Annotated in this window: 17 protein-coding genes; 9 read left to right on the forward strand and 8 right to left on the reverse strand. The window is 65.3% G+C overall.

Annotated features, from left to right (window positions below; all coding sequences use genetic code 11):
* Nucleotides 1-26: 26 nt before the first annotated feature.
* The 8 genes from KR767_RS20825 to pilH all read left to right on the forward strand — a co-directional run bounded on the left by KR767_RS20825 (nt 27) and on the right by pilH (nt 9,735).
* A complete protein-coding gene (locus tag KR767_RS20825; RefSeq protein ID WP_250877648.1) occupies nt 27-1,229 on the forward strand; it encodes a cupin domain-containing protein in 1,203 nt (400 codons plus the stop codon).
* Nucleotides 1,226-1,720, forward strand: a complete 495-nt coding sequence (locus tag KR767_RS20830) for a DUF7931 domain-containing protein (RefSeq protein WP_250877649.1) — start codon at nt 1,226-1,228, stop codon at nt 1,718-1,720. Before KR767_RS20825 ends, KR767_RS20830 begins: the two co-directional genes overlap by 4 nt.
* A 135-nt stretch (nt 1,721-1,855) precedes the next feature.
* Nucleotides 1,856-4,705: a 2-oxoglutarate dehydrogenase E1 component gene (locus tag KR767_RS20835; protein WP_250877650.1), complete on the forward strand. Its 2,850-nt coding sequence runs from the start codon at nt 1,856-1,858 to the stop codon at nt 4,703-4,705.
* Between the two features lie 7 nt (nt 4,706-4,712).
* Complete coding sequence (gene odhB, locus KR767_RS20840) at nt 4,713-5,915, forward strand: 2-oxoglutarate dehydrogenase complex dihydrolipoyllysine-residue succinyltransferase (RefSeq protein ID WP_250877651.1); 1,203 nt, start codon at nt 4,713-4,715, stop codon at nt 5,913-5,915.
* A gap of 108 nt (nt 5,916-6,023) precedes the next feature.
* A complete protein-coding gene (gene lpdA, locus KR767_RS20845) occupies nt 6,024-7,451 on the forward strand; it encodes a dihydrolipoyl dehydrogenase (RefSeq protein WP_250877652.1) in 1,428 nt (475 codons plus the stop codon).
* A 184-nt stretch (nt 7,452-7,635) separates the two neighbouring features.
* Nucleotides 7,636-8,238: an LOG family protein gene (locus tag KR767_RS20850; RefSeq protein WP_166947043.1), complete on the forward strand. Its 603-nt coding sequence runs from the start codon at nt 7,636-7,638 to the stop codon at nt 8,236-8,238.
* Nucleotides 8,239-8,246: 8 nt separating this feature from the next.
* Nucleotides 8,247-9,239, forward strand: a complete 993-nt coding sequence (locus KR767_RS20855; RefSeq protein ID WP_250877653.1) for an acrylyl-CoA reductase family protein — start codon at nt 8,247-8,249, stop codon at nt 9,237-9,239.
* Nucleotides 9,240-9,369: 130 nt separating this feature from the next.
* Nucleotides 9,370-9,735, forward strand: a complete 366-nt coding sequence (gene pilH, locus KR767_RS20860; protein ID WP_166947045.1) for a twitching motility response regulator PilH — start codon at nt 9,370-9,372, stop codon at nt 9,733-9,735.
* 180 nt (nt 9,736-9,915) lie between these two features.
* Here the strand turns inward: pilH and KR767_RS20865 are convergent, their stop codons facing one another.
* Nucleotides 9,916-10,821: a DnaJ C-terminal domain-containing protein gene (locus KR767_RS20865; protein WP_250877654.1), complete on the reverse strand. Its 906-nt coding sequence runs from the start codon at nt 10,819-10,821 to the stop codon at nt 9,916-9,918.
* A 91-nt stretch (nt 10,822-10,912) separates the two neighbouring features.
* On the reverse strand, nt 10,913-11,365 hold the full coding sequence (locus KR767_RS20870; RefSeq protein WP_250877655.1) for an Hsp20/alpha crystallin family protein: 453 nt from the start codon (nt 11,363-11,365) through the stop codon (nt 10,913-10,915).
* 158 nt (nt 11,366-11,523) lie between these two features.
* On the opposite strand from KR767_RS20870, the gene KR767_RS20875 reads away from it, so the two are divergent.
* The gene (locus KR767_RS20875) at nt 11,524-12,006 is read left to right on the forward strand and encodes a peroxiredoxin (RefSeq protein ID WP_166947048.1); all 483 of its coding nucleotides are present in this window, start codon (nt 11,524-11,526) and stop codon (nt 12,004-12,006) included.
* 183 nt (nt 12,007-12,189) lie between these two features.
* Here KR767_RS20875 and gyrA read toward each other — a convergent pair whose 3' ends face one another.
* The 6 genes from gyrA to KR767_RS20905 form a co-directional block, all read right to left on the reverse strand.
* Nucleotides 12,190-14,823 carry a DNA gyrase subunit A gene (gene gyrA, locus KR767_RS20880; protein WP_250877656.1) on the reverse strand — a complete coding sequence of 878 codons (2,634 nt, stop codon included), beginning with the start codon at nt 14,821-14,823 and terminating at the stop codon, nt 12,190-12,192.
* Nucleotides 14,824-14,964: 141 nt separating this feature from the next.
* A complete protein-coding gene (locus KR767_RS20885) occupies nt 14,965-15,378 on the reverse strand; it encodes a GtrA family protein (RefSeq protein WP_166947050.1) in 414 nt (137 codons plus the stop codon).
* Nucleotides 15,375-16,388, reverse strand: coding sequence for an S-methyl-5-thioribose-1-phosphate isomerase (mtnA, locus tag KR767_RS20890; protein WP_166947051.1), 1,014 nt, complete (start codon nt 16,386-16,388; stop codon nt 15,375-15,377). Before mtnA ends, KR767_RS20885 begins: the two co-directional genes overlap by 4 nt.
* 70 nt (nt 16,389-16,458) lie before the next feature.
* Nucleotides 16,459-16,959 (reverse strand): DUF2165 family protein, encoded by a 501-nt coding sequence (locus KR767_RS20895; protein ID WP_250877657.1) that lies wholly within the window; start codon nt 16,957-16,959, stop codon nt 16,459-16,461.
* A 7-nt stretch (nt 16,960-16,966) separates the two neighbouring features.
* The gene (locus KR767_RS20900; protein ID WP_250877658.1) at nt 16,967-18,034 is read right to left on the reverse strand and encodes a class III poly(R)-hydroxyalkanoic acid synthase subunit PhaC; all 1,068 of its coding nucleotides are present in this window, start codon (nt 18,032-18,034) and stop codon (nt 16,967-16,969) included.
* Entirely contained in the window at nt 18,031-18,909 is an 879-nt protein-coding gene (locus KR767_RS20905) for a poly(R)-hydroxyalkanoic acid synthase subunit PhaE (RefSeq protein WP_250877659.1), read from the reverse strand. The genes KR767_RS20900 and KR767_RS20905 overlap by 4 nt, the downstream gene beginning before the upstream one ends.
* Between the last annotated feature and the right edge of the window lie 190 nt (nt 18,910-19,099).

Here is a 19,099-nt window from a genome sequence, read left to right on the forward strand (position 1 = left end):
ACAGGGGTGCGGCTACAATTCGGGGTATGGCCATCCAGAACCCCTCCCGTAAAGCCCTCCCCATCGAAGTGCGCGGCAGCGCCAGCCAGCCGCTTGGCATGAGCGCCACGCAGTTCCTGCGCGATTACTGGCAGAAGCGCCCGTTGCTCATCCGCAACGCCTTCCCCGACTTCGAAAGCCCGATCGAACCCAACGATCTCGCCGGCCTGGCCTGCGAGGACGGCGTGCTTGCCCGCCTCATCGTCCATGACGAGAAGCGCGACCGCTGGACGGTGAAGAACGGCCCCTTCGACGAGGCCACCTTCGGCAAGACCCCCAAGCGCGACTGGACCCTGCTGGTGCAGGACGTCGACAAATGGGACGCCGACGTGGCCGCCCTGCTCGACACCTTCGCCTTCCTGCCCTCCTGGCGCCTGGACGACATCATGATCTCCTACGCCGAGGACGGCGGTGGCGTGGGCGCGCATGTCGACCAGTACGACGTCTTCCTGCTCCAGGGCATCGGCCAGCGTCACTGGGCGATCAGCGACGACCCCGACGCCCCGCTCGACTTCCGCGACGACGTGGAACTGAAGCAGCTCAAGACCTTCGAACCCACCCACGAATGGCTGCTGGAACCGGGCGACATGCTGTACCTGCCCCCGGGCGTGCCCCACGACGGCGTGGCCATCGGCGACTGCATGACCATCTCGGTCGGCATGCGCGCACCATCGCAAGCGGAGCTGACCGGCGACCTCGCCGACTTTCTCGCCGAGCGCATGCCCGAGGAACTGCGCTACACCGACCCCGACCTGGCCCCCGCCAAGCGGGCTGGCGAGATCGATACGGCCGCCCTCAACCGGGTTCGCCAGGCCGTGCCGTTCGCCAGCGCCCTCGACCGCGACCTGCTCTCTGACTGGTTCGGCCGCTTCATTACCCGCTACCGCAACGCCCAGGATGCCGTCGCCCCGCCGAAGGCCACCACGGCCGCCGCGCTGGACAAAGCCCTGGAAGCTGGCTCGGGCCTCGTCCGTCACCCCTACGCCCGGATCGCCTGGGTACGCGGCAAGAAGGACGCCACCCTCTACGTGAGCGGCCATGCCTACGAATGCCCGGTCGATCTGGCCGAGCGCCTGTCGGGCGAGCGGGAACTGGCCTTCGACGCCCTGCCTTCCGCGGCCGCCCGCACCACCCTGCTGGCCCTGATCAATGACGGCCACCTCGCCATACGCAAAGGCCGTCGCCGGTGACCGGGCAGGCTGACACGCGCCTGCTGGCCCTGGACCGCACCGGGCTGGAAGCCGCGCATGTCAGCCTGCTCGCCGCGGCCCGCTACCGGGTCTGCATCTACCTGCCGGTGGTGGATGCCGGCCTGTTCGAAAGCGAGGCCGCGCTGGCCGGGCTACGCCGCATCGCCACCAGCGGCCGGCACGCCCGCATCCGCCTGATCACCCACGACGCCAATCGCGCCCATCGCGAGGGCCATCGCCTGATCGCCCTCGCCCAGCGACTGCCCACCGCCGTGAGCATCCGCGTCCCCTCCGACGAAACTCATCTTCGCTATGCCTCGGCCTTCGTCACCGATGAGGCCAGTGCGTATCTGTTCAGGAGCGTGGCCGCCCGTTTCGACGCCGAGGGCGACCTGGCCCGACCCGGTGAGACCTCTCGCCTGACGGCGTATTTCGACGAAGTCTGGGAGCGGGCCGAGCCGGCGTGGGAGATAAGACCACTCGGTATTTGACCTTCGTCGAATTACCGCAAATAGGTTGGCGCGGCGCAGCAGGGCGGGGCTATAATTAACGGATTCTTAGTGCCGCGGGGGCCGTCCCCACATGCCTCCGCGACACCCCGCCCTTCTCCGTGTGCCGGTGGTGACGTGAGCGCAAACCTGATCCGCGAGTTTTCCGAATCCTCCCAACTCGCCGGCGGCAACGCCGATTACGTAGAGCAAGTCTACGAAGCCTGGCTGGCCGATTCCGGCTCTGTCCCGGCCGAATGGGATGCCTATTTCAAGTCCTTCAAGGGCCGTGAGGCGGGCGATGTTCCGCACTCCGACGCCATTGCCCGCATCGAGGCCGCGCAGAAACAGCGCCGTGGCAGCGGCGGTGCCGTGGCCGGTCCGGTCGACGACGCCTACGCGCGAAAGCAGGCCGGCGTGCTCCGCCTGCTCACCGCTTACCGCTCGCGCGGCCACCTCGGCGCCCAGCTCGATCCGCTTGGCCTGACCAAGCCGGATCTCGACGCCCCGGACCTCGGCCTCGCCTTCCACGGCCTGTCCGACGCCGACCTCGACACCGAGTTCGACGCAGGCACCTTCGCCGGCGGCGGCAAGCGCGTGAAGCTGCGCGACCTGCTCGCCACGCTCAAGAAGGTCTACGCCGGCACCGTCGGTGCCGAGTTCATGTACATCTCCGACTACGAGCAGCGCTCGTGGATCTACTCGCGCCTGGAAAAGGCCGCGGGCAATCCCGGCCTGCAGAAGAGCGAGAAGGTGCGCGTTCTCGAAGCGCTCACCGCGGCCGAAGGCCTCGAGCGCTACCTGCACACCAAGTACGTCGGCCAGAAGCGCTTCTCGCTCGAAGGCGGCGACAGCCTCATCCCGATGGTCGACGACGTCGTCCGCGCCGCCGGCGACAACGGCGTCAAGGAAGTCGTGATCGGCATGGCCCACCGTGGCCGCCTCAACGTGCTGGTCAACATCCTCGGCAAGGCTCCCGCGCAGCTCTTCAACGAGTTCGAGGGCAAGTTCGAGCACGACGACAGCCCGATCCACACCGGCGACGTGAAGTACCACATGGGCTTCTCCGCCGACGTCAAGACGCCGAACGGCGGCGTGCACGTGGCGCTGGCCTTCAACCCGTCGCACCTGGAAATCGTGAACCCCGTGGTGGCCGGCTCGGTGCATGCGCGCCAGTGCCGTCGCCGCGACACCGCCCGCGAGAAGTCGCTGGCCGTGCTGATCCACGGCGACGCCGCCTTCGCGGGCCAGGGCGTCAACATGGAGCTCCTGCAGATGTCGCAGGCCCGTGGCTTCGCCATCGGCGGCACGCTGCACCTGGTGGTCAACAACCAGGTGGGCTTCACCACGTCCAAGCGCGAAGACTCCCGTTCCACGCTGTACTGCACCGACCTGGCCAAGATGGTCAATGCGCCGGTCTTCCACGTGAACGGCGACGATCCGGAAGCCGTGATCCAGGTCACCCGACTGGCCTACGAATTCCGCAAGCAGTTCAAGAAGGACGTCGTCATCGACCTCGTCTGCTACCGTCGCCACGGCCACAACGAGGCCGACGAGCCGGCAGCCACCCAGCCGCTCATGTACCAAGTGATCCGCAAGCGCCCCACCACGCGCGACCTCTACGCGCAGGCGCTGGTCAAGGATTCCACCATCGGTGCCGACGACGGCCAGAAGATGCTCGACGATTACCGCAGCCGCCTCGAAAAGGGCGCTTCGCTGATCGCCATCGATCCGAACCCGCAGCGTGACATCGCCGTCGACTGGGCCCGCTTCCAGGGCAACAAGCTGTCGATGGAAGTGAACACGGGCGTGTCCCGCGAAGTGATGGGCAAGGTGCTCGACACCCTGCTGGACATCCCGTCCAACGTCACCCTGCACGCGCGCGTCGCCAAGATCTACGACGACCGTCGCAAGATGGCCTCGGGCGAGCTGCCGGGCGACTGGGGCTTTGCCGAGAACCTCGCCTACGGCACGCTCATCGCCGAAGGCAACGACCTGCGCGTCGTGGGCCAGGATGCCGGCCGTGGCACGTTCTTCCATCGCCACGCGGTGCTGCACGACCAGAACAGCGACGACACCTACATGCCGCTGCAGAAGGTCCGCGAGGGCGCGCGCGTCGACGTCATCGACTCGCTGCTGTCCGAAGAAGCCGTCATGGCCTTCGAATACGGCGAAGCCACCACGTCGCCCGACCAGCTCACGATCTGGGAAGGCCAGTTCGGCGACTTCGCCAACGGCGCCCAGGTGGTGATCGACCAGTTCATCAGCTCCGGCGAAGCCAAGTGGGACCGCCTCTGCGGCCTCTCGCTCTTCTTGCCGCACGGCTACGAAGGCCAGGGTCCGGAGCACTCCTCCGCCCGCCTCGAACGCTTCCTGCAGCTGTGCGCGCTCGACAACATGCAGGTCTGCGTGCCCACCACGCCGGCCCAGGCCTTCCACATGATCCGCCGCCAGCAGGTGCGCCCGGTGCGCAAGCCGCTGATCGTGATGACGCCGAAGTCGCTGCTGCGCCACAAGCTGGCCGTATCCACGCTCGACGAGCTGGCAAATGGCAAGTTCCAGCTGGTGATCGGCGAGCACCGCGACGTGGCGGCCAAGAAGGTCAAGCGCGTCGTGCTGTGCTCGGGCAAGGTCTACTACGACCTGCTCGAAGACGCCGAGAAGCGTGGCCTCAACGACGTGGCCATCGTGCGCGTGGAACAGCTCTACCCGTTCCCGCGTCCGGAAGTCACCGCCGAGCTCGAAAAGTACCCCGCCGCGAAGGAAGTGGTGTGGTGCCAGGAAGAACCCATGAACCAGGGTGCCTGGTTCCAGATCCGCCACCATCTGCAGGCCTGCATCAACTCGAAGCAGAGCCTCTCGTACGCTGGCCGCAACCGTTCGCCGTCGCCGGCAGCGGGCCATCTCAATACCCATATCGCCGAACAGACGGCGCTCGTCGAACAGGCGCTCGTCGCGCCGGTCGGCACCGATCACGCAGCGGAGTAAGACAAGCATGTCCATCGAAGTCAAAGTACCGGTCCTGCCCGAGTCGGTCTCCGACGCGCTCATCGCCACCTGGCACAAGAAGGCCGGTGACGCCGTCAAGCGCGACGAAAACCTCCTCGATCTGGAAACCGACAAGGTCGTCCTCGAAGTGCCCTCCCCGGTCGACGGCGTGCTGAAGGAAATCAAGTTCGAAGAAGGCTCCACCGTCACCAGCAGCCAGGTCATTGCCGTGATCGAGGAAGGCGCCGCTGCCGCTGCTGCGCCGGCCCCGGCCGCCGCTCCGGCCGCTGCCGAAGCCCCGAAGGCCGAAACCTCCAAGGAAGCCCCGAAGGGCGTCGACGAACTCTCCCCGGCCGGCCGTCGCGTCGCCGTGGAAGAAAACATCGATCCGTCCAAGGTCGCCGGCACCGGCCGCGACGGCCGCGTGACCAAGGAAGACCTGGTCAACGCCGCCAAGGGTGGTTCCGCCCCGGCTGCCGCCGCGCCCGCCGCCAGGCCCACCCCGGGTTCGCGTCCGGAAGAGCGCGTGCCGATGACTCGCATCCGCACCCGCATCGCCGAGCGCCTGATGCAGTCGAAGAACTCCATCGCGATGCTCACCTCGTTCAACGAAGTGAACCTCGCCGAGGTGGTGAAGCTGCGCAAGAGCCTGGGCGAGCAGTTCGAAAAGGCCAACGGCGTGAAGCTGGGCTTCATGAGCTTCTTCGTGAAGGCCGCCACCGAAGCGCTCAAGCGCTACCCCGTGATCAACGCCTCGGTCGATGGCAGCGACATCATCTATCACGGCTACCAGGACATCTCGATCGCCGTGTCCACCGACAAGGGCCTGGTCACGCCGGTGCTGCGCGACGTGCAGGACATGTCGTTCGCCGACGTCGAGAAGGGCATCCTCGGTTATGCCAAGAAGGCCCGTGACGGCAAGCTCGGCCTGGACGACCTCCAGGGCGGCACCTTCACCATCACCAATGGCGGCACCTTCGGTTCGCTGCTCTCCACGCCCATCGTGAACCCGCCGCAGAGCGCCATCCTCGGCATGCACACGATCAAGGAGCGCCCGATCGTCGAGAACGGCCAGGTGATCGCCGCTCCGATGATGTACCTGGCCCTGTCGTACGACCACCGGATCATCGACGGCCGCGACGCCGTGCTGTTCCTGGTCGACATCAAGAACCAGCTCGAAAACCCGCAGCGCATGCTGCTCGGCCTGTAATGGCCGCCTGAAGGCCTATGTGAAGGCGGGAGTCGAAAGACTCCCGTTTTCATGTTCCGCCCCCATATTTAGCGGTAGTCCCTACCGCCGTTTGATCGGAGCAAGCTAATGAGCGAGAAGTTCGACGTCATCGTCATCGGTGCAGGCCCCGCGGGCTATGTGGCCGCGATCCGCGCCGCGCAGCTGGGCCTGAAGACCGCCATCATCGACGCCTTCGTCGGCAAGGACGGCAAGTTCGCGCCGGGCGGCACCTGCCTCAACGTGGGCTGCATCCCCTCCAAGGCGCTGCTGGACTCCTCCAAGCAGTTCCACAACCTCACGCACAACTTCAAGGATCACGGCATCACCGCCGAGAACCCGAAGATCGACATCGCGACCTTCATCGGCCGCAAGGACAAGATCGTCAAGCAGTTCACGGGCGGCGTGGCCCAGCTGTTCAAGGCGAACAAGATCACCTCGTTCTTCGGCAAGGGCAAGCTGCTGAAGGGCAATGACGTCGAAGTCACCGGCAACGACGGCAGCAAGCAGACCATCTCGGCCACCAACGTCATCCTCGCCTCGGGCTCGGTGCCCATCGAGCTGCCGTTCGCCAGGTTCGATGGCAAGCACATCATCGACAACACCGGCGCGCTCGACCTCACCGAGGTGCCGAAGCGCCTGGGCGTGATCGGCGCCGGCGTCATCGGCCTGGAGCTGGGCAGCGTGTGGAAGCGCCTCGGCGCCGAGGTCACCATCCTCGAAGCCCTGCCGAAGTTCCTCCAGGTGGCCGACCAGGACATCGCCAAGGTCGCCGCGCGCGAGTTCGCCAAGCAGGGCCTGGATATCAAGGTCAACGCCAAGGTCACCAAGGCCGAGGTCAAGGGCGACGAAGTGCACCTGTCGTACACCGACAAGGACGGCGCCGAGCAGAGCTTCGTGGTCGACAAGCTGCTGGTGGCCGTGGGCCGCCGCGCCTACACCGACGGCCTGCTGGCCGACGACACCGGCGTGAAGCTCGACGAGCGCGGCCGCATCGTGGTCGACGAGCACAACTACACCGGCGTGAACGGTGTGTGGGCCGTGGGCGACGCCGTGCGCGGCCCGATGCTCGCCCACAAGGGTTCCGAGGAAGGCGTCATGGTGGCCGAGCTCATCGCCGGCAAGCCGGGCCATATCAACCTCGACACCGTGCCCTGGGTCATCTACACCGAGCCGGAAATCTCCTGGGTCGGCAAGACCGAAGAACAGCTCAAGGAAGAAGGCATCCCCTACAAGACCGGCTCCTTCCCGTTCTCCGTCAACGGCCGCGCCGTGGCGATGAACGAAGGCATCGGCCTGGTGAAGGTGATTGCCCACGCCGAAACCGACCGCCTGCTGGGCGTGCACATGGTCGGCCCCGTCGTCTCCGAGCTGATCCACGAGTGCGTGGTGGCGATGGAGTTCAAGGGCTCGTCGGAAGACCTCGCCCGCATCGTCCACGCTCACCCGGCCCTGTCGGAAGTGGTGCACGAAGCGGCCCTCGCGGTCGACAAGCGCGCCATCCACAAGGGCAACTGATCGCCCTGTTGGCAAAAGCCCGTCCATGCGCAAGCATGGGCGGGCTTTGTCGTTTCTACGGTACGCAGCGGCGTTTCTGTAGGAGCGCGCCCTGCGCGCGACTGGTTTTCGCGTCCATGTTGTTTCTCGCGAAAACCAGTCGCGCGCAGGGCGCGCTCCTACACAAACATCGTGAGGTGGGTTTATGCGCAACATCCAGTCCCTCTGCGTCTACTGCGGCTCCAGCAGCGGCGCGCATCCGGAGTACACGGAGGTCGCGACGGCCTTCGGCACGCGCCTGGCGAAGGAAGGCATCGCCCTGGTCTACGGTGGCGGCAAGGTCGGCCTGATGGGCACCGTGGCCGATGCCGTGCTCGCGGCCGGCGGTCGTGTCATCGGCGTGATCCCGCGCCAGCTGGTCGAGAAAGAAGTGGCACACCCGGGCCTTACCGAGATCCATGTCGTCGAGACCATGCACCAGCGCAAGACGCGCATGTATGAACTCTCGGAAGCCTTCGTCGCCCTGCCCGGCGGCTTCGGCACCATGGATGAGATGTTCGAGATGCTGACCTGGGCGCAGCTCGGCCTGCACACCTACCCTTGCGCCTATCTCGACGTACGCGGCTTCTATAGCCACCTCGCCGCCGCCATGGACCACATGGTGGACGAAGGCTTCGTGCGGAAGATCCAGCGCGACCAGGTGTGGTTCGGCGAAAGCATGGATGCCTTGTTCGACTGGATGAAGCACTACGAGTCCACGTACACGCCCAAGTGGATCACGCCGAGCAGCATCGACAGCCAGTCGTGAGGTCTCCCATGCCATCGTTCCGCGCCTTCCGTATCCATAACGACGACGCCGGCCATCGCGCCGGCATCGAGACGATGACGCTCGATGCGCTTACGCCGGGCGACGTCGTCATCCAGGCCCAGTGGTCGTCGGTGAACTACAAGGATGCGCTGGCCGGTACGGGCAAGGGGAAGATCCTCCGCCGCTTTCCGCTCAACGGTGGCATCGATGTGGCGGGTGTCGTGGCAGCATCCACGTCACCCGCGTTTCGCGAAGGCGACAAGGTGCTGGCCACCGGCTGCGGCATCTCCGAAACCCTGGATGGCGGCTATGCGGAGTACGTGCGCCTGCCCGCCTCCGCCGTGGTCGCGCTGCCCGGTTCGCTGACCACGCGCGAAGCCATGATCATCGGCACCGCAGGCTATACGGCTGCACTGGCGCTGCTGCGCATGACCGACAACCGCCAGACGCCCGCAAAAGGCCCCATCGCCATCACGGGCGCCACGGGTGGCGTCGGCATGCTCGGCATCGATATCTTCAGCCGCGCCGGTTACGAAGTGCATGCCATCAGCGGCAAGCACGATCGCTTCGATACCCTGCGCCAGCTCGGTGCCACCACCTGCCTGGATCGTCATGCGCTGGCCTTCAGTGGCAAGCCACTTGATTCGTCGCGCTATGGCGGCCTGCTCGACAACGTCGGTGGCAAGACACTCGCCGGCCTGCTGCCGCTCATCGCGCCTTACGGCAACGCCGCCATTTGCGGTAACGCGGGCGGTCCGGAGCTGGCTACCACCGTCCTGCCCTTCATCCTGCGCGGTGTGAGCCTGCTGGGGATCGCCTCGGCCGGGAGCCCCCGCGATGTGCGCGAGAACGTCTGGCAGCGCCTTGCAGGCGAATGGCGCCCCCGCCACCTGGACACCATCTGCACCCGGGAAGTGGCTCTGGATCAGGTTACGGGCGTTTTCGAGGGCATGCTGGCAGGCGAGTCGTTTGGCCGCACCGTCGTGCGGATCGCCCCTTAGGAGATTTTCGACATTGCGGCGCGGGCCGTGGCCGGTAGAATGGCCTCGCCGAAAGCGCATCACGTGACGGGTTTTCGTCGCGGCGCCCAAAGACAAGAACACATCGGGCAGCAGGCCCGGGGGAAAGTGAATGGCTCGTATCCTGATCGTCGACGATTCGCCGTCGCAGTTGCTGGGCATCAAGCGCATCGTTGAAAAGCTGGGCCATGAGGCCATCACGGCGGAAGACGGCGCGCAAGGCGTCGAGGTCGCCAAGCGCGAGCTGCCCGACCTCATCCTGATGGACGTGGTCATGCCCAACCTCAATGGTTTCCAGGCGACCCGCACCATCGCCAAGGAAGACACCACCAAGCACATCCCCATCATCCTGGTCACCACGAAGGACCAGGACACCGACAAGGTCTGGGGCCTGCGCCAGGGCGCCAAGGCCTATGTGACCAAGCCGATTCGCGAGGAAGAGCTGGTGGCTGCGCTGAAGGCGCACCTGCCGGCGTGATACCGGGCGCCATGCGCCTTGCGGGCTGACACCCCATGTAGGAGCGTGCCTTGCGCGCGACCGGTGTTGGCGTAAATGTTGTTTTTCGCGAAAACCGGTCGCGCGCAAGGCGCGCTCCTACAAGAGCATGGCCATCCGTGCAGCCGATCGCATAGGCGATCCGCGCATAGCGCGGCTCGGTTAGCGCCGCGGGTCGAAGCCCTTGAACGCATCCTGGAACTCCGCGTACGCGGCCTGTTCCTCATGTGTCTCCGGCACCGGCACGCGGATCTCCAGCACCACGATCTGGTCGCCCGGCTCCGAACCCGGCAGGCCACGGCCCTTCAGGCGCAGTTTGCGGCCTGACTGCGAGCCTGCCGGAATGCGCAGGTCCACATGCCCACCCAGCGTCGGCACGGGCACCGTGGCGCCCAGCGCGGCTTCCCAGGGGGAAATCGGCAGGATGTGCGTCACCGTGCGGCCTTCCAGCCGGAAGCGCGCGTCGTCGCGGATGGCGATTTCCAGCAGCAGGTCGCCCGACGGGCCACCGCCGGCTCCCGGATGACCCTGGCCACTCAGGCGGATGGTCTGTCCCGAAGCGATGCCGGCAGGGATCTTCACCTCCAGCACGCGCTCACCACCCGACGAATCGTTGAGCACCACGCGCGTCTTGCCGCCGTTGTAGGCCGTCTGCAAGTCGGTTTCGATCTTCGCCTGGATGTCGCGGCCACGCCGCGCCTGCGTCTGCTGCTGGCCGCGACCACGGCCGCCGAACAGGCTTTCGAAGAAGTCGCTGAAATCGCCGTTGCCACGGCCACCCATGTCGCCGAAGTCGAAGCCACCACCCTGCCCCCATCCCGGCGGCGGACGGAACTGCTCGCCCTGTCGATAGCCGCCAGCGCGGAACTGGTCGTAGGCGCGCCGCTTTTCAGGGTCTTTCAGCGCTTCGTTGGCCTCGTTGATGGCCTTGAACTTCTCTTCCGCACCCGGCTCCTTGTTCTTGTCCGGATGGTATTTGCGGGCAAGCTTGCGATACGCCGCCTTGATGTCGGCGTCGCTGGCGTCGGGCTTGACCCCGAGGGTCTCGTAATAATCCTTGAACTCCACAGGCTCTCCCGGGCTTGTGTCGAAAAACCAAAAACGAAAGACCCGCGGTGGACCAATCCACCGCGGGCCAGGGGTGCAAGCTTAGACCGAATCAGCCCGCGGCGTTGATCGCAATGCGACGCGGCGCGCTTTCGGCCTTCTTCGGAATGGCGATTTCAAGCACGCCATTGCGACCCGATGCGGTGATGCCTTCGGCATCGGCGCTGTCCGGCAGCGTAAAGCTACGCTTGAAGGCGCCAGCCACGCGCTCCACGCGAGCGTACTTGCCTTCGGTCTCGCTCGTATAGGCCTTGCGTTCGCCCTTGATGCTGAGCACGTTCTTGTCCATCTGGATCTCGATGTCGGCGAGGTCCACGCCCGGTACGTCGGCCAGGATCAGGAAGCGCCCGGCCTCTTCACGAATGTCGATACGCGGCGCCCAGGCGGATTCCGTCGCGGCCACCGGTGCGGCGGCATCGCTGCCGAAGAAGTGATCGAACACATGACGAAGGTCTGCACCCACGGCCGGCGAACGACGGAAAGCGACATGACGAAGCTGATTCATCTGTTTGACTCCAAAGAAGTTTTCCGGCCCCGCGGCCGTCTGGGGAGAAAGATATGAGCGACGGACGGCGATTCAAGGGGGCTATCGATCCGGTTGCCATCGCTTCAGCTTAACGGCCCTCCCGTACACTCCGCGGTTTCCCCCACGAGAGCATTGTCATGACCATCGCCGTTGGTGACCGCATTCCCGAAGCCACGATGAAAGTCTACAAAGACGCCCCGCAGGATGTGTCCAGCACCGAGGAACTCGGCAAGGGCAAGGTTGTGTTGTTTGCGGTGCCGGGGGCGTTCACGCCCACGTGTTCGAACAAGCACCTTCCGGGCTATGTGCAGCACATGGATGACTTCACCCAGCGCGGCGTGAAGGTCTACTGCCTGTCGGTCAACGATGCGTTCGTGATGCATGCATGGGGCAAGGAGCGTGGCATTCCCGAGGCCATGCATCTGCTTGCCGATGGCAATGCGGACTTCACGCGTGCGCTGGGCCTGGAGCTGGATGGCACGAAGAACGGCATGGGCATTCGTGCGAAGCGCTTTGCCATGTATATCGTCGATGGCGTGGTGAAGGTGCTGAACGTCGAGGCGCCGGGCGAGTTCCGGGTGAGCGCGGCCGAGGCCATGCTGGAAGCCGTCGACGCCTGAGCAAGGCACCCTCCTACATGGATGTGGCTCCCGTGCGACTCCCTATCCGCCATGGGTTGCGCCTGACCTGTAGGAGCGCGCCTTGCGCGCGACCGGCGCGAAGCGATGTGCTCACCGTTCCAGACCGGTCGCGCGCGAGGCGCGCTCCTACATGAAAAAACCCGCCTTTCGGCGGGTTTTTTATCAGGCTTCCGGGGATTCCGTGTCGCCATCGACCGGGCCGGATTCCGTCGGCGGCAGGTCGGCGGGGACATCACCGACTGGCGTTTCGATGTCGCCGTCCTCGATCTCTTCCTCGGCTTCCAGGCGAACGACACCGATGAGGGTTTCGTCCTTGGGTAGCTTGATCAGCGTGACGCCCTGCGTGTTACGACCCACCTGGGCCACTTCCGATACGCGGGTGCGCACCAGCGTGCCCTGGTCGGAAATCAGCATCAGCTGCTGGGTTTCGGTGACCTGGGTGGCAGCCACGAGCTTGCCGTTGCGCTCGGAGCACTGGATGGCAATGACGCCCTGCGTGCCTCGGCCCTTCTTCGGGAACTCGTCGAGCACCGTGCGCTTGCCGTAGCCACGCTCGGTGGCAGTGAGGATATCGCCCTCACCCCTGGCGACGATGAGCGACACCACTTCGGCGTCGTCGGAAAGACGCATGCCGCGCACACCGGTGGCCGTACGACCCATCGAGCGCACGGTGTCTTCATCGAAGCGCACCGACTTGCCGTTGGATGCAAACAGCAGCACATCGCTATTGCCGTCGGTCATGGCGACATTCACCAGCGCATCGCCCTCGTCGAGGTTGATGGCGGCCTTGCCCTTCTGCAGCTGGAACGCGAACTCCGTGAGCGGCGTCTTCTTCACCGTGCCGTTGCGGGTAGCAAAGAACACGAAGTGCTCCGGATCGTATTCACGCACCGGCAGCAAGGCCTGCACCTTCTCGCCCTCGCCCAGCGGCAGGAGGTTGACGATGGGCTTGCCGCGCGCGCCCGGACCGGCTTCCGGCATCTGGTACACCTTGAGCCAGTACACGCGACCGGTGCTGGTGAAGGTGAGCAGCGTGTCGTGGGTGTTCACCACCCACAGCTGCTGCACGACATCTTCGTCCTTCAGTGCCGAAGCCGAACGACCCTTGCCGCCACGTCGCTGCGCACGATACAGGCTGGCCGGCTGGCGCTTCACGTAACCCGTGTGCGACAGCGTGACCACGACATCTTCCGGCGCGATCAGGTCGAGGACGTTGAGGTCTTCCTGCGAGTGCTGGATCTCGGTGCGACGCGCATCGCCGTAGTCGGTGCGGATCTGTTCGAGCTCTTCGCGAATGACTTCGAGCAGGCGGGTGGGGTTTTCGAGGATCTCGATGAGCTCGCCGATGACCTTGAGGATCTCGCGGTATTCGTCGGAGAGTTTTTCCTGCTCCAGGCCGGTCAGGCGATGCAGGCGCATCTGCAGGATTTCGGTGGCCTGGGCTTCGGAGAGCTGGTAGCCGGCCTCGCTGAGGCCGTCACGCGGGTCCATGTCTTCCGGACGCGAGGATTCGGCACCCGAGGCGGCCAGCAGGGAGCGGACCAGGCCCGGCTCCCACTTGCGGGCGACCATGCGCTCGCGCGCTTCCTGCGACGACTTCGACGTGCGGATCAGCTCGATCATCTCGTCGATGTTGGCGAGCGCCACCGTGAGGCCTTCGAGGATATGCGCGCGCTGGCGGGCCTTGCGCAGTTCGAAGATGGTGCGACGGGTGACCACCTCGCGACGATGGCGGATGAACGCCTCGAGGATGTCCTTGAGGTTCAGCAGCTTCGGCTGGCCGTCGAGCAGCGCCACCATGTTGATGCCGAAGGTGACCTGCAGCTGGGTCTGCTGGAACAGGTTGTTGAGCACCACGTCGGCCATGGCATCGCGGCGGATCTCGATGACCACGCGCATGCCGTCCTTGTCGGACTCGTCGCGCAGTTCGCTGATGCCTTCGAGTTTCTTTTCCTTCACCAGCTCGGCGATCTTCTCGATCAGACGCGCCTTGTTCACCTGGTAGGGCAGCTCGTGGACGAGGATCGTCTCGCGGCCATTGGCTTCGGTTTCGATCTCGGTGCGCGCGCGCACGAGGATGCGGCCACGACCGGTGCGGTAGGCCTCGATGATGCCCGACGAGCCGTTGATGATGCCGGCGGTGGGGAAATCCGGACCCGGGATGTGGGTCATGAGGTCGTCGATGCTCAGCGAAGGATCTTCGATGAGCGCCAGCGTGGCGTTGATGACCTCGGTCATGTTGTGCGGCGGGATGTTCGTCGCCATGCCCACCGCGATACCGGCCGAACCATTGACGAGCAGGTTCGGCACGCGGGTGGGAAGCACCAGCGGCTCGCTTTCGCTTTCGTCGTAGTTGGGGCCGAAATCGACGGTTTCCTTGTCGATATCCGCCAGCAGCTCATGCGTAAGGCGCGCCATGCGCACCTCGGTGTATCGCATGGCCGCGGCGTTGTCGCCGTCTACCGAACCGAAGTTGCCCTGGCCGTCAACCAGCATGTAGCGCAGCGAGAACGGCTGGGCCATGCGGACGATGGTGTCGTAGACCGAGGCATCGCCGTGCGGGTGGTATTTACCGATGACGTCACCGACCACGCGCGCCGACTTCTTGTACGGCTTGTTCCAGGCATTGCCCAGCTCGTTCATCGCGAACAGTACGCGTCGGTGCACCGGCTTCAGGCCGTCACGGACATCGGGCAGCGCACGCCCGACGATGACGCTCATCGCGTAGTCGAGATAGCTCTGACGCATCTCGTCTTCGATGTTGACGCGGATGACTTCTTTGGCGAGTTCTGCCATCAATCGGCTTCCTGGAAAATCCGTGAAAATGCCCCCGCCGACCGCATGCAGCCACGGTGTCGCGGCGCGGTCGACCCAACCCAACAATCATACCATAGAAGCCGTCAAAAAGACAGCTAAAAACCCCGTAAAATCAGCGACTTAAACTTCGGTTTTGGGGGCATTGAAAAGCAGCGCGCGGGCGAGCACGAAGTTGGCTGCCGCGCCTGCGACCGAACCTGCCGCCACGGCCACGATCGGCCATGCGTGCAGCACGGGAAAGAGGTAGATCGCAAGCACGTAGGTGCCGTTGTTGATCGCTGCGCCGACGAGCATCAGGCCCATCCAGTGCAGCCATTCCGAGCGCTGGTCACGCCCGGATTCGCGATCCGCGAAGGTCTGGTGACGGCTCCACCACCAGGTGAAGGTAGCGGCAGCCAGGAAGGAAACGACCCGGGCGCTGTAGACGTTCCAGTCGGCCAGCCGCACAAGCGACTGGGCGATGCCGCCATCGATCGCGAAACCCAGCACGCCACCGACGGCGAAAAGGGCCAGCTCGCGACGGAGCGCCGTCACGGGAACATGATCCGCATCTGTTCTTCGTCGGGCTTCAGGATCACGCCGCGCTCGGTGACGATGGCGTCGATCAGCTCGGCCGGGGTTACGTCGAACACGGGGTTCCACGCATCGGCGCCTTCGATGACGGTGCGCGTGCCGCCGACGGAGAGCAGTTCGGTGGCGTCGCGCAGTTCGATCTCGATGTCATCGCCGTTCGCGGTGGCCATGTCCACGGTAGTGGACGGCGCCACCACCATGAACTTTACGCCGTGATGGCGGGCAGCGATGGCGAGCTGGTAGGTGCCGATCTTGTTGGCCGTGTCGCCGTTGGCGGCAATGCGGTCGGCACCGACGATGACCCACTTCACCTTGCCGTCCTTCATGAGGTGCGAGGCGGCGGAATCGGCGATGAGCTTCGCGGGAATGCCGTCGCGGACCAGCTCCCACATGGTGAGGCGGGCACCCTGCTGCCAGGGGCGCGTTTCGCCGGCATAAACGTGTTCGATGCGGCCGGCCTCGACACCGGCGCGGATCACGCCCAGTGCGGTGCCATAGCCCGCGGTGGCAAGCGAACCGGTATTGCAGTGGGTCATGACGTGCGAACCCGCTTCGATCAGCGCCGCGCCCAGTTCGCCCATATGACGGTTGGCAGCAAGGTCTTCGTCCTGGATGGCCTGCGCCTCACGCTCCAGCGCGTCTGCGTCGGCACCGGCCTCGATGCGCGACTTCATGCGATCCAGCGCCCACATCAGGTTCACCGCCGTGGGCCGTGCGGCACGCAGGACGGCAAGTGCCTTCACGAGGTCGTCGCCCGCTTTCGCTGCGAGCACCACGCCCCAGGCTGCCGCAATGCCGATGGCCGGCGCGCCGCGCACGGCGAGGTCACGGATGGCGCGGGTGACGTCGTCGTAGGTCAGGCAGTCGAACCAGAGTTCCTCGGCGGGGAGGCGGCGCTGGTCGAGCAGGCGCAGGCGGTCGCCGTGCCACTGCACGGCGCGAATGGAGTCGTGGGAGGCGTGGTTGTTCATCAGCCCATTATCGCATGCCTCCACCTACCCTGTAGGAGCGCGCCGGTCCGGTCGCGCGCGAGGCGCGCTCCTACAGGAGGTTTTGATCCTGGTCGGGCTGGTTGACGAAGACCAGGACGCCCAGCAGGGCCATGTAGAAACGGAAGGCGCCTTCCTGACCGTTCCATGTCTTCGACTGCCACATGGCGAACCATTCGCCGCCGACGACCATGAAGCCGAAAAACCACACGAGGAAGCCCACGGTGCAGCCCGCCACCACGAAGCGCTTGGCGCGCTGGAACGTGGCGGCCGACTGGTGGCGTGCGAGGAACAGCTCGATGGCACCGAGCACCAGCAGGCCGGCCGTGAGCGCCTCGCCGGCGATGATCGCGATGTAGCCCGCATGCCAGGCCAGCGGCAAGGTGATCGCACGCCCCATCAGCGCATTGCCGGGGAACGTGGTGTCCATGGACAGCACATGCTGCACGAAGGCGAAGTTGGAGCCGTAGTCGATCAGGTTGTCGAAGGCGACGACCAGGGCGAAGGCTGCAAGTGCGAGCACCATCGCCAGTTTGGACCAACGTACGACCATGCTGCCCCTACCTTTTGTCCAGCCACTCGTGGATGGCCGGAGGCACCAGTTTCTGCGCGCGCCCGGACACATAGATGCCGATATGACCGCCTGGAAACGCCAGCGCGGTGTAATCCTTGCTGCCGATGACATCGCGCATCGGCGTGGAAGCGGCCGGCGGCACCAGGTGATCCTGCTCGGCGTAGACGTTCAGCACCGGCTGGGTCACCTTGCGCAGGTCCACCGTGTGGCTGCCGATCTGTACCCTACCTTGCATCAGCAGGTTCTTCTGGAAGAAATCGCGCGCGAACTGACGGAATGTCTCGCCGGCCTGGTCGGGTGAGTCGAAGATCCACTTTTCCATGCGCAGGAAGTTTTCCAGCTCCTTCGGGTTGTCGAGAATGTCGACCAGCCCGACGTATTTCTGCTGGTTCAAGCGTAGCGGCTTCAACGTGAGGTACGCGAAGTTCATCAGGTCGGCAGGCACATTGCCCACGGTGTCGACGAAAAGATCGATGTCGACGTTGCGGGCCCAGTGCGACAGCATGTTGTCCGGCGTATGGAAGTCCACCGGCGTCACCATGGTGACGAGATTGCGTACCTTTTCCGGATGCAGTGCCGAGTAGCACAGCGAGAACACACCGCCCTGGCAGATGCCAAGCAGGTTCACGGCATCGACGCCGTGGCGACGGGCCACTTCGTCCACGCAGCGATCGAGATAACCGTCGATATAGTCTTCCAGGGTCAGCCAGCGGTCGGCGCCATCCGGGTAGCCCCAGTCCATGAGGTACACGTCTTCGCCCTGCGCCAGCAGGTTGCGCACCATCGAACGGTCTTCCTGCAGGTCGACCATCCACGGCGTGTTGACCAGCGCATAGCAGATCAGCAGCGGCACCTTCGCGGTCGGCTTGTCGGCGCCCTTGAAGTGCCAGAGCGTGAGCTTGTCTTCGCGATAGACGGCTTCGCGTGGTGTCGAGCCCAGCTCCACCGGCCCGACATGCCGCAGCGTTTCCATGCCGGCTTCGAGCTTGCGGCGGAAGGCGTCCATTTCGGCACGGGCGCGCTCCGGATCGATATGGAACGGCGAGTCCGTCATCGGGGGCGGGACCGAGTGGTTTTCTTCGGTGCGCCCTTCAGCGTGGCGATTTCCGCCTTCAGCGACTGGACTTCCGCAGCCAGACCCTGCATGTGGCGCAGCTCGCGACGCATGGCCTGAAGACGCTCGCCGAGGCTGTCCACTTCCTTGCGGGTGGGCATGCCTGCCTGCGCGGAGAAACGCTCGATCTGTCGCTGCTGAAGCAGCTTCAGGCGCATCTGGGCGTTCACCAGCGCGGCATAGACTTCGCGAAATTCCGCCGATAGCGCGGCTTCGGCGTAGGTTTCTTCCGCGAGATTCACCCAGCGGTCGTACAGCGAGCGCATGGACTCGGCATCCGTCGGCGCCTGCTGGCGGCGCAGTGCTTCGGAAGCGCGGTCGTGTACGCCCTGGAGCAGGGTCTGGTAGCGGCCGTATTGTTCGGCGTAGTCGATCCAGGCGCGCAGCAGGGCCTGTTGTTCTTCCTGCTGTTCGCGGGTGATGCCGAAGGCTGGCAGGGACAACACTTCGCGGGCTACGCGAGCCCAGTCGTCGAAGCGTTCGGTGCCCGGTCGGGCGCCAGGCGGCGGGCCGAAACCGAAGTCGAAGGGTGTTCCGGCGGAGCCCGTTGGGCCGAACGGTGGCACTCCGCCAGCGCCGGGCTGACCAAAGGGAGGCACGGCCCCACCGAAGGGCGACGGGGGAGCCATGCCGTTCATCATGGAACGGAGCCAGTCGCCGTAGCCGTCCAGCCCGGAGAACAGGCGGCCGACGATATCGGGCGACGGCGGCGTCACCGGCTCGGCCTTGGGATCGAACTGGCGCGACCAGGCTTCCACACCGTCGCGGACAAGGGCCTGGTACTGGTCGATGAAATCATTGGTCTTTTCGGACATACCCTAATCGTACCTCGCCAGCCCCGCTCTTGTAGGAGCGCGCCTTGCGCGCGACCGGCACAAGGCCATTTCGTTCACGATCTCCATCGTCAGCCTGAACCTGTAGGAGCGCGCCTTGCGCGCGACCGGTCAGGGCGATGCGGTTCTCCATTTCAACCGGTCGCGCGCGAGGCGCGCTCCTACAACGGCT

It is taken from the genome of Luteibacter anthropi, assembly GCF_023699965.1.
Lineage (GTDB): Bacteria > Pseudomonadota > Gammaproteobacteria > Xanthomonadales > Rhodanobacteraceae > Luteibacter > Luteibacter anthropi.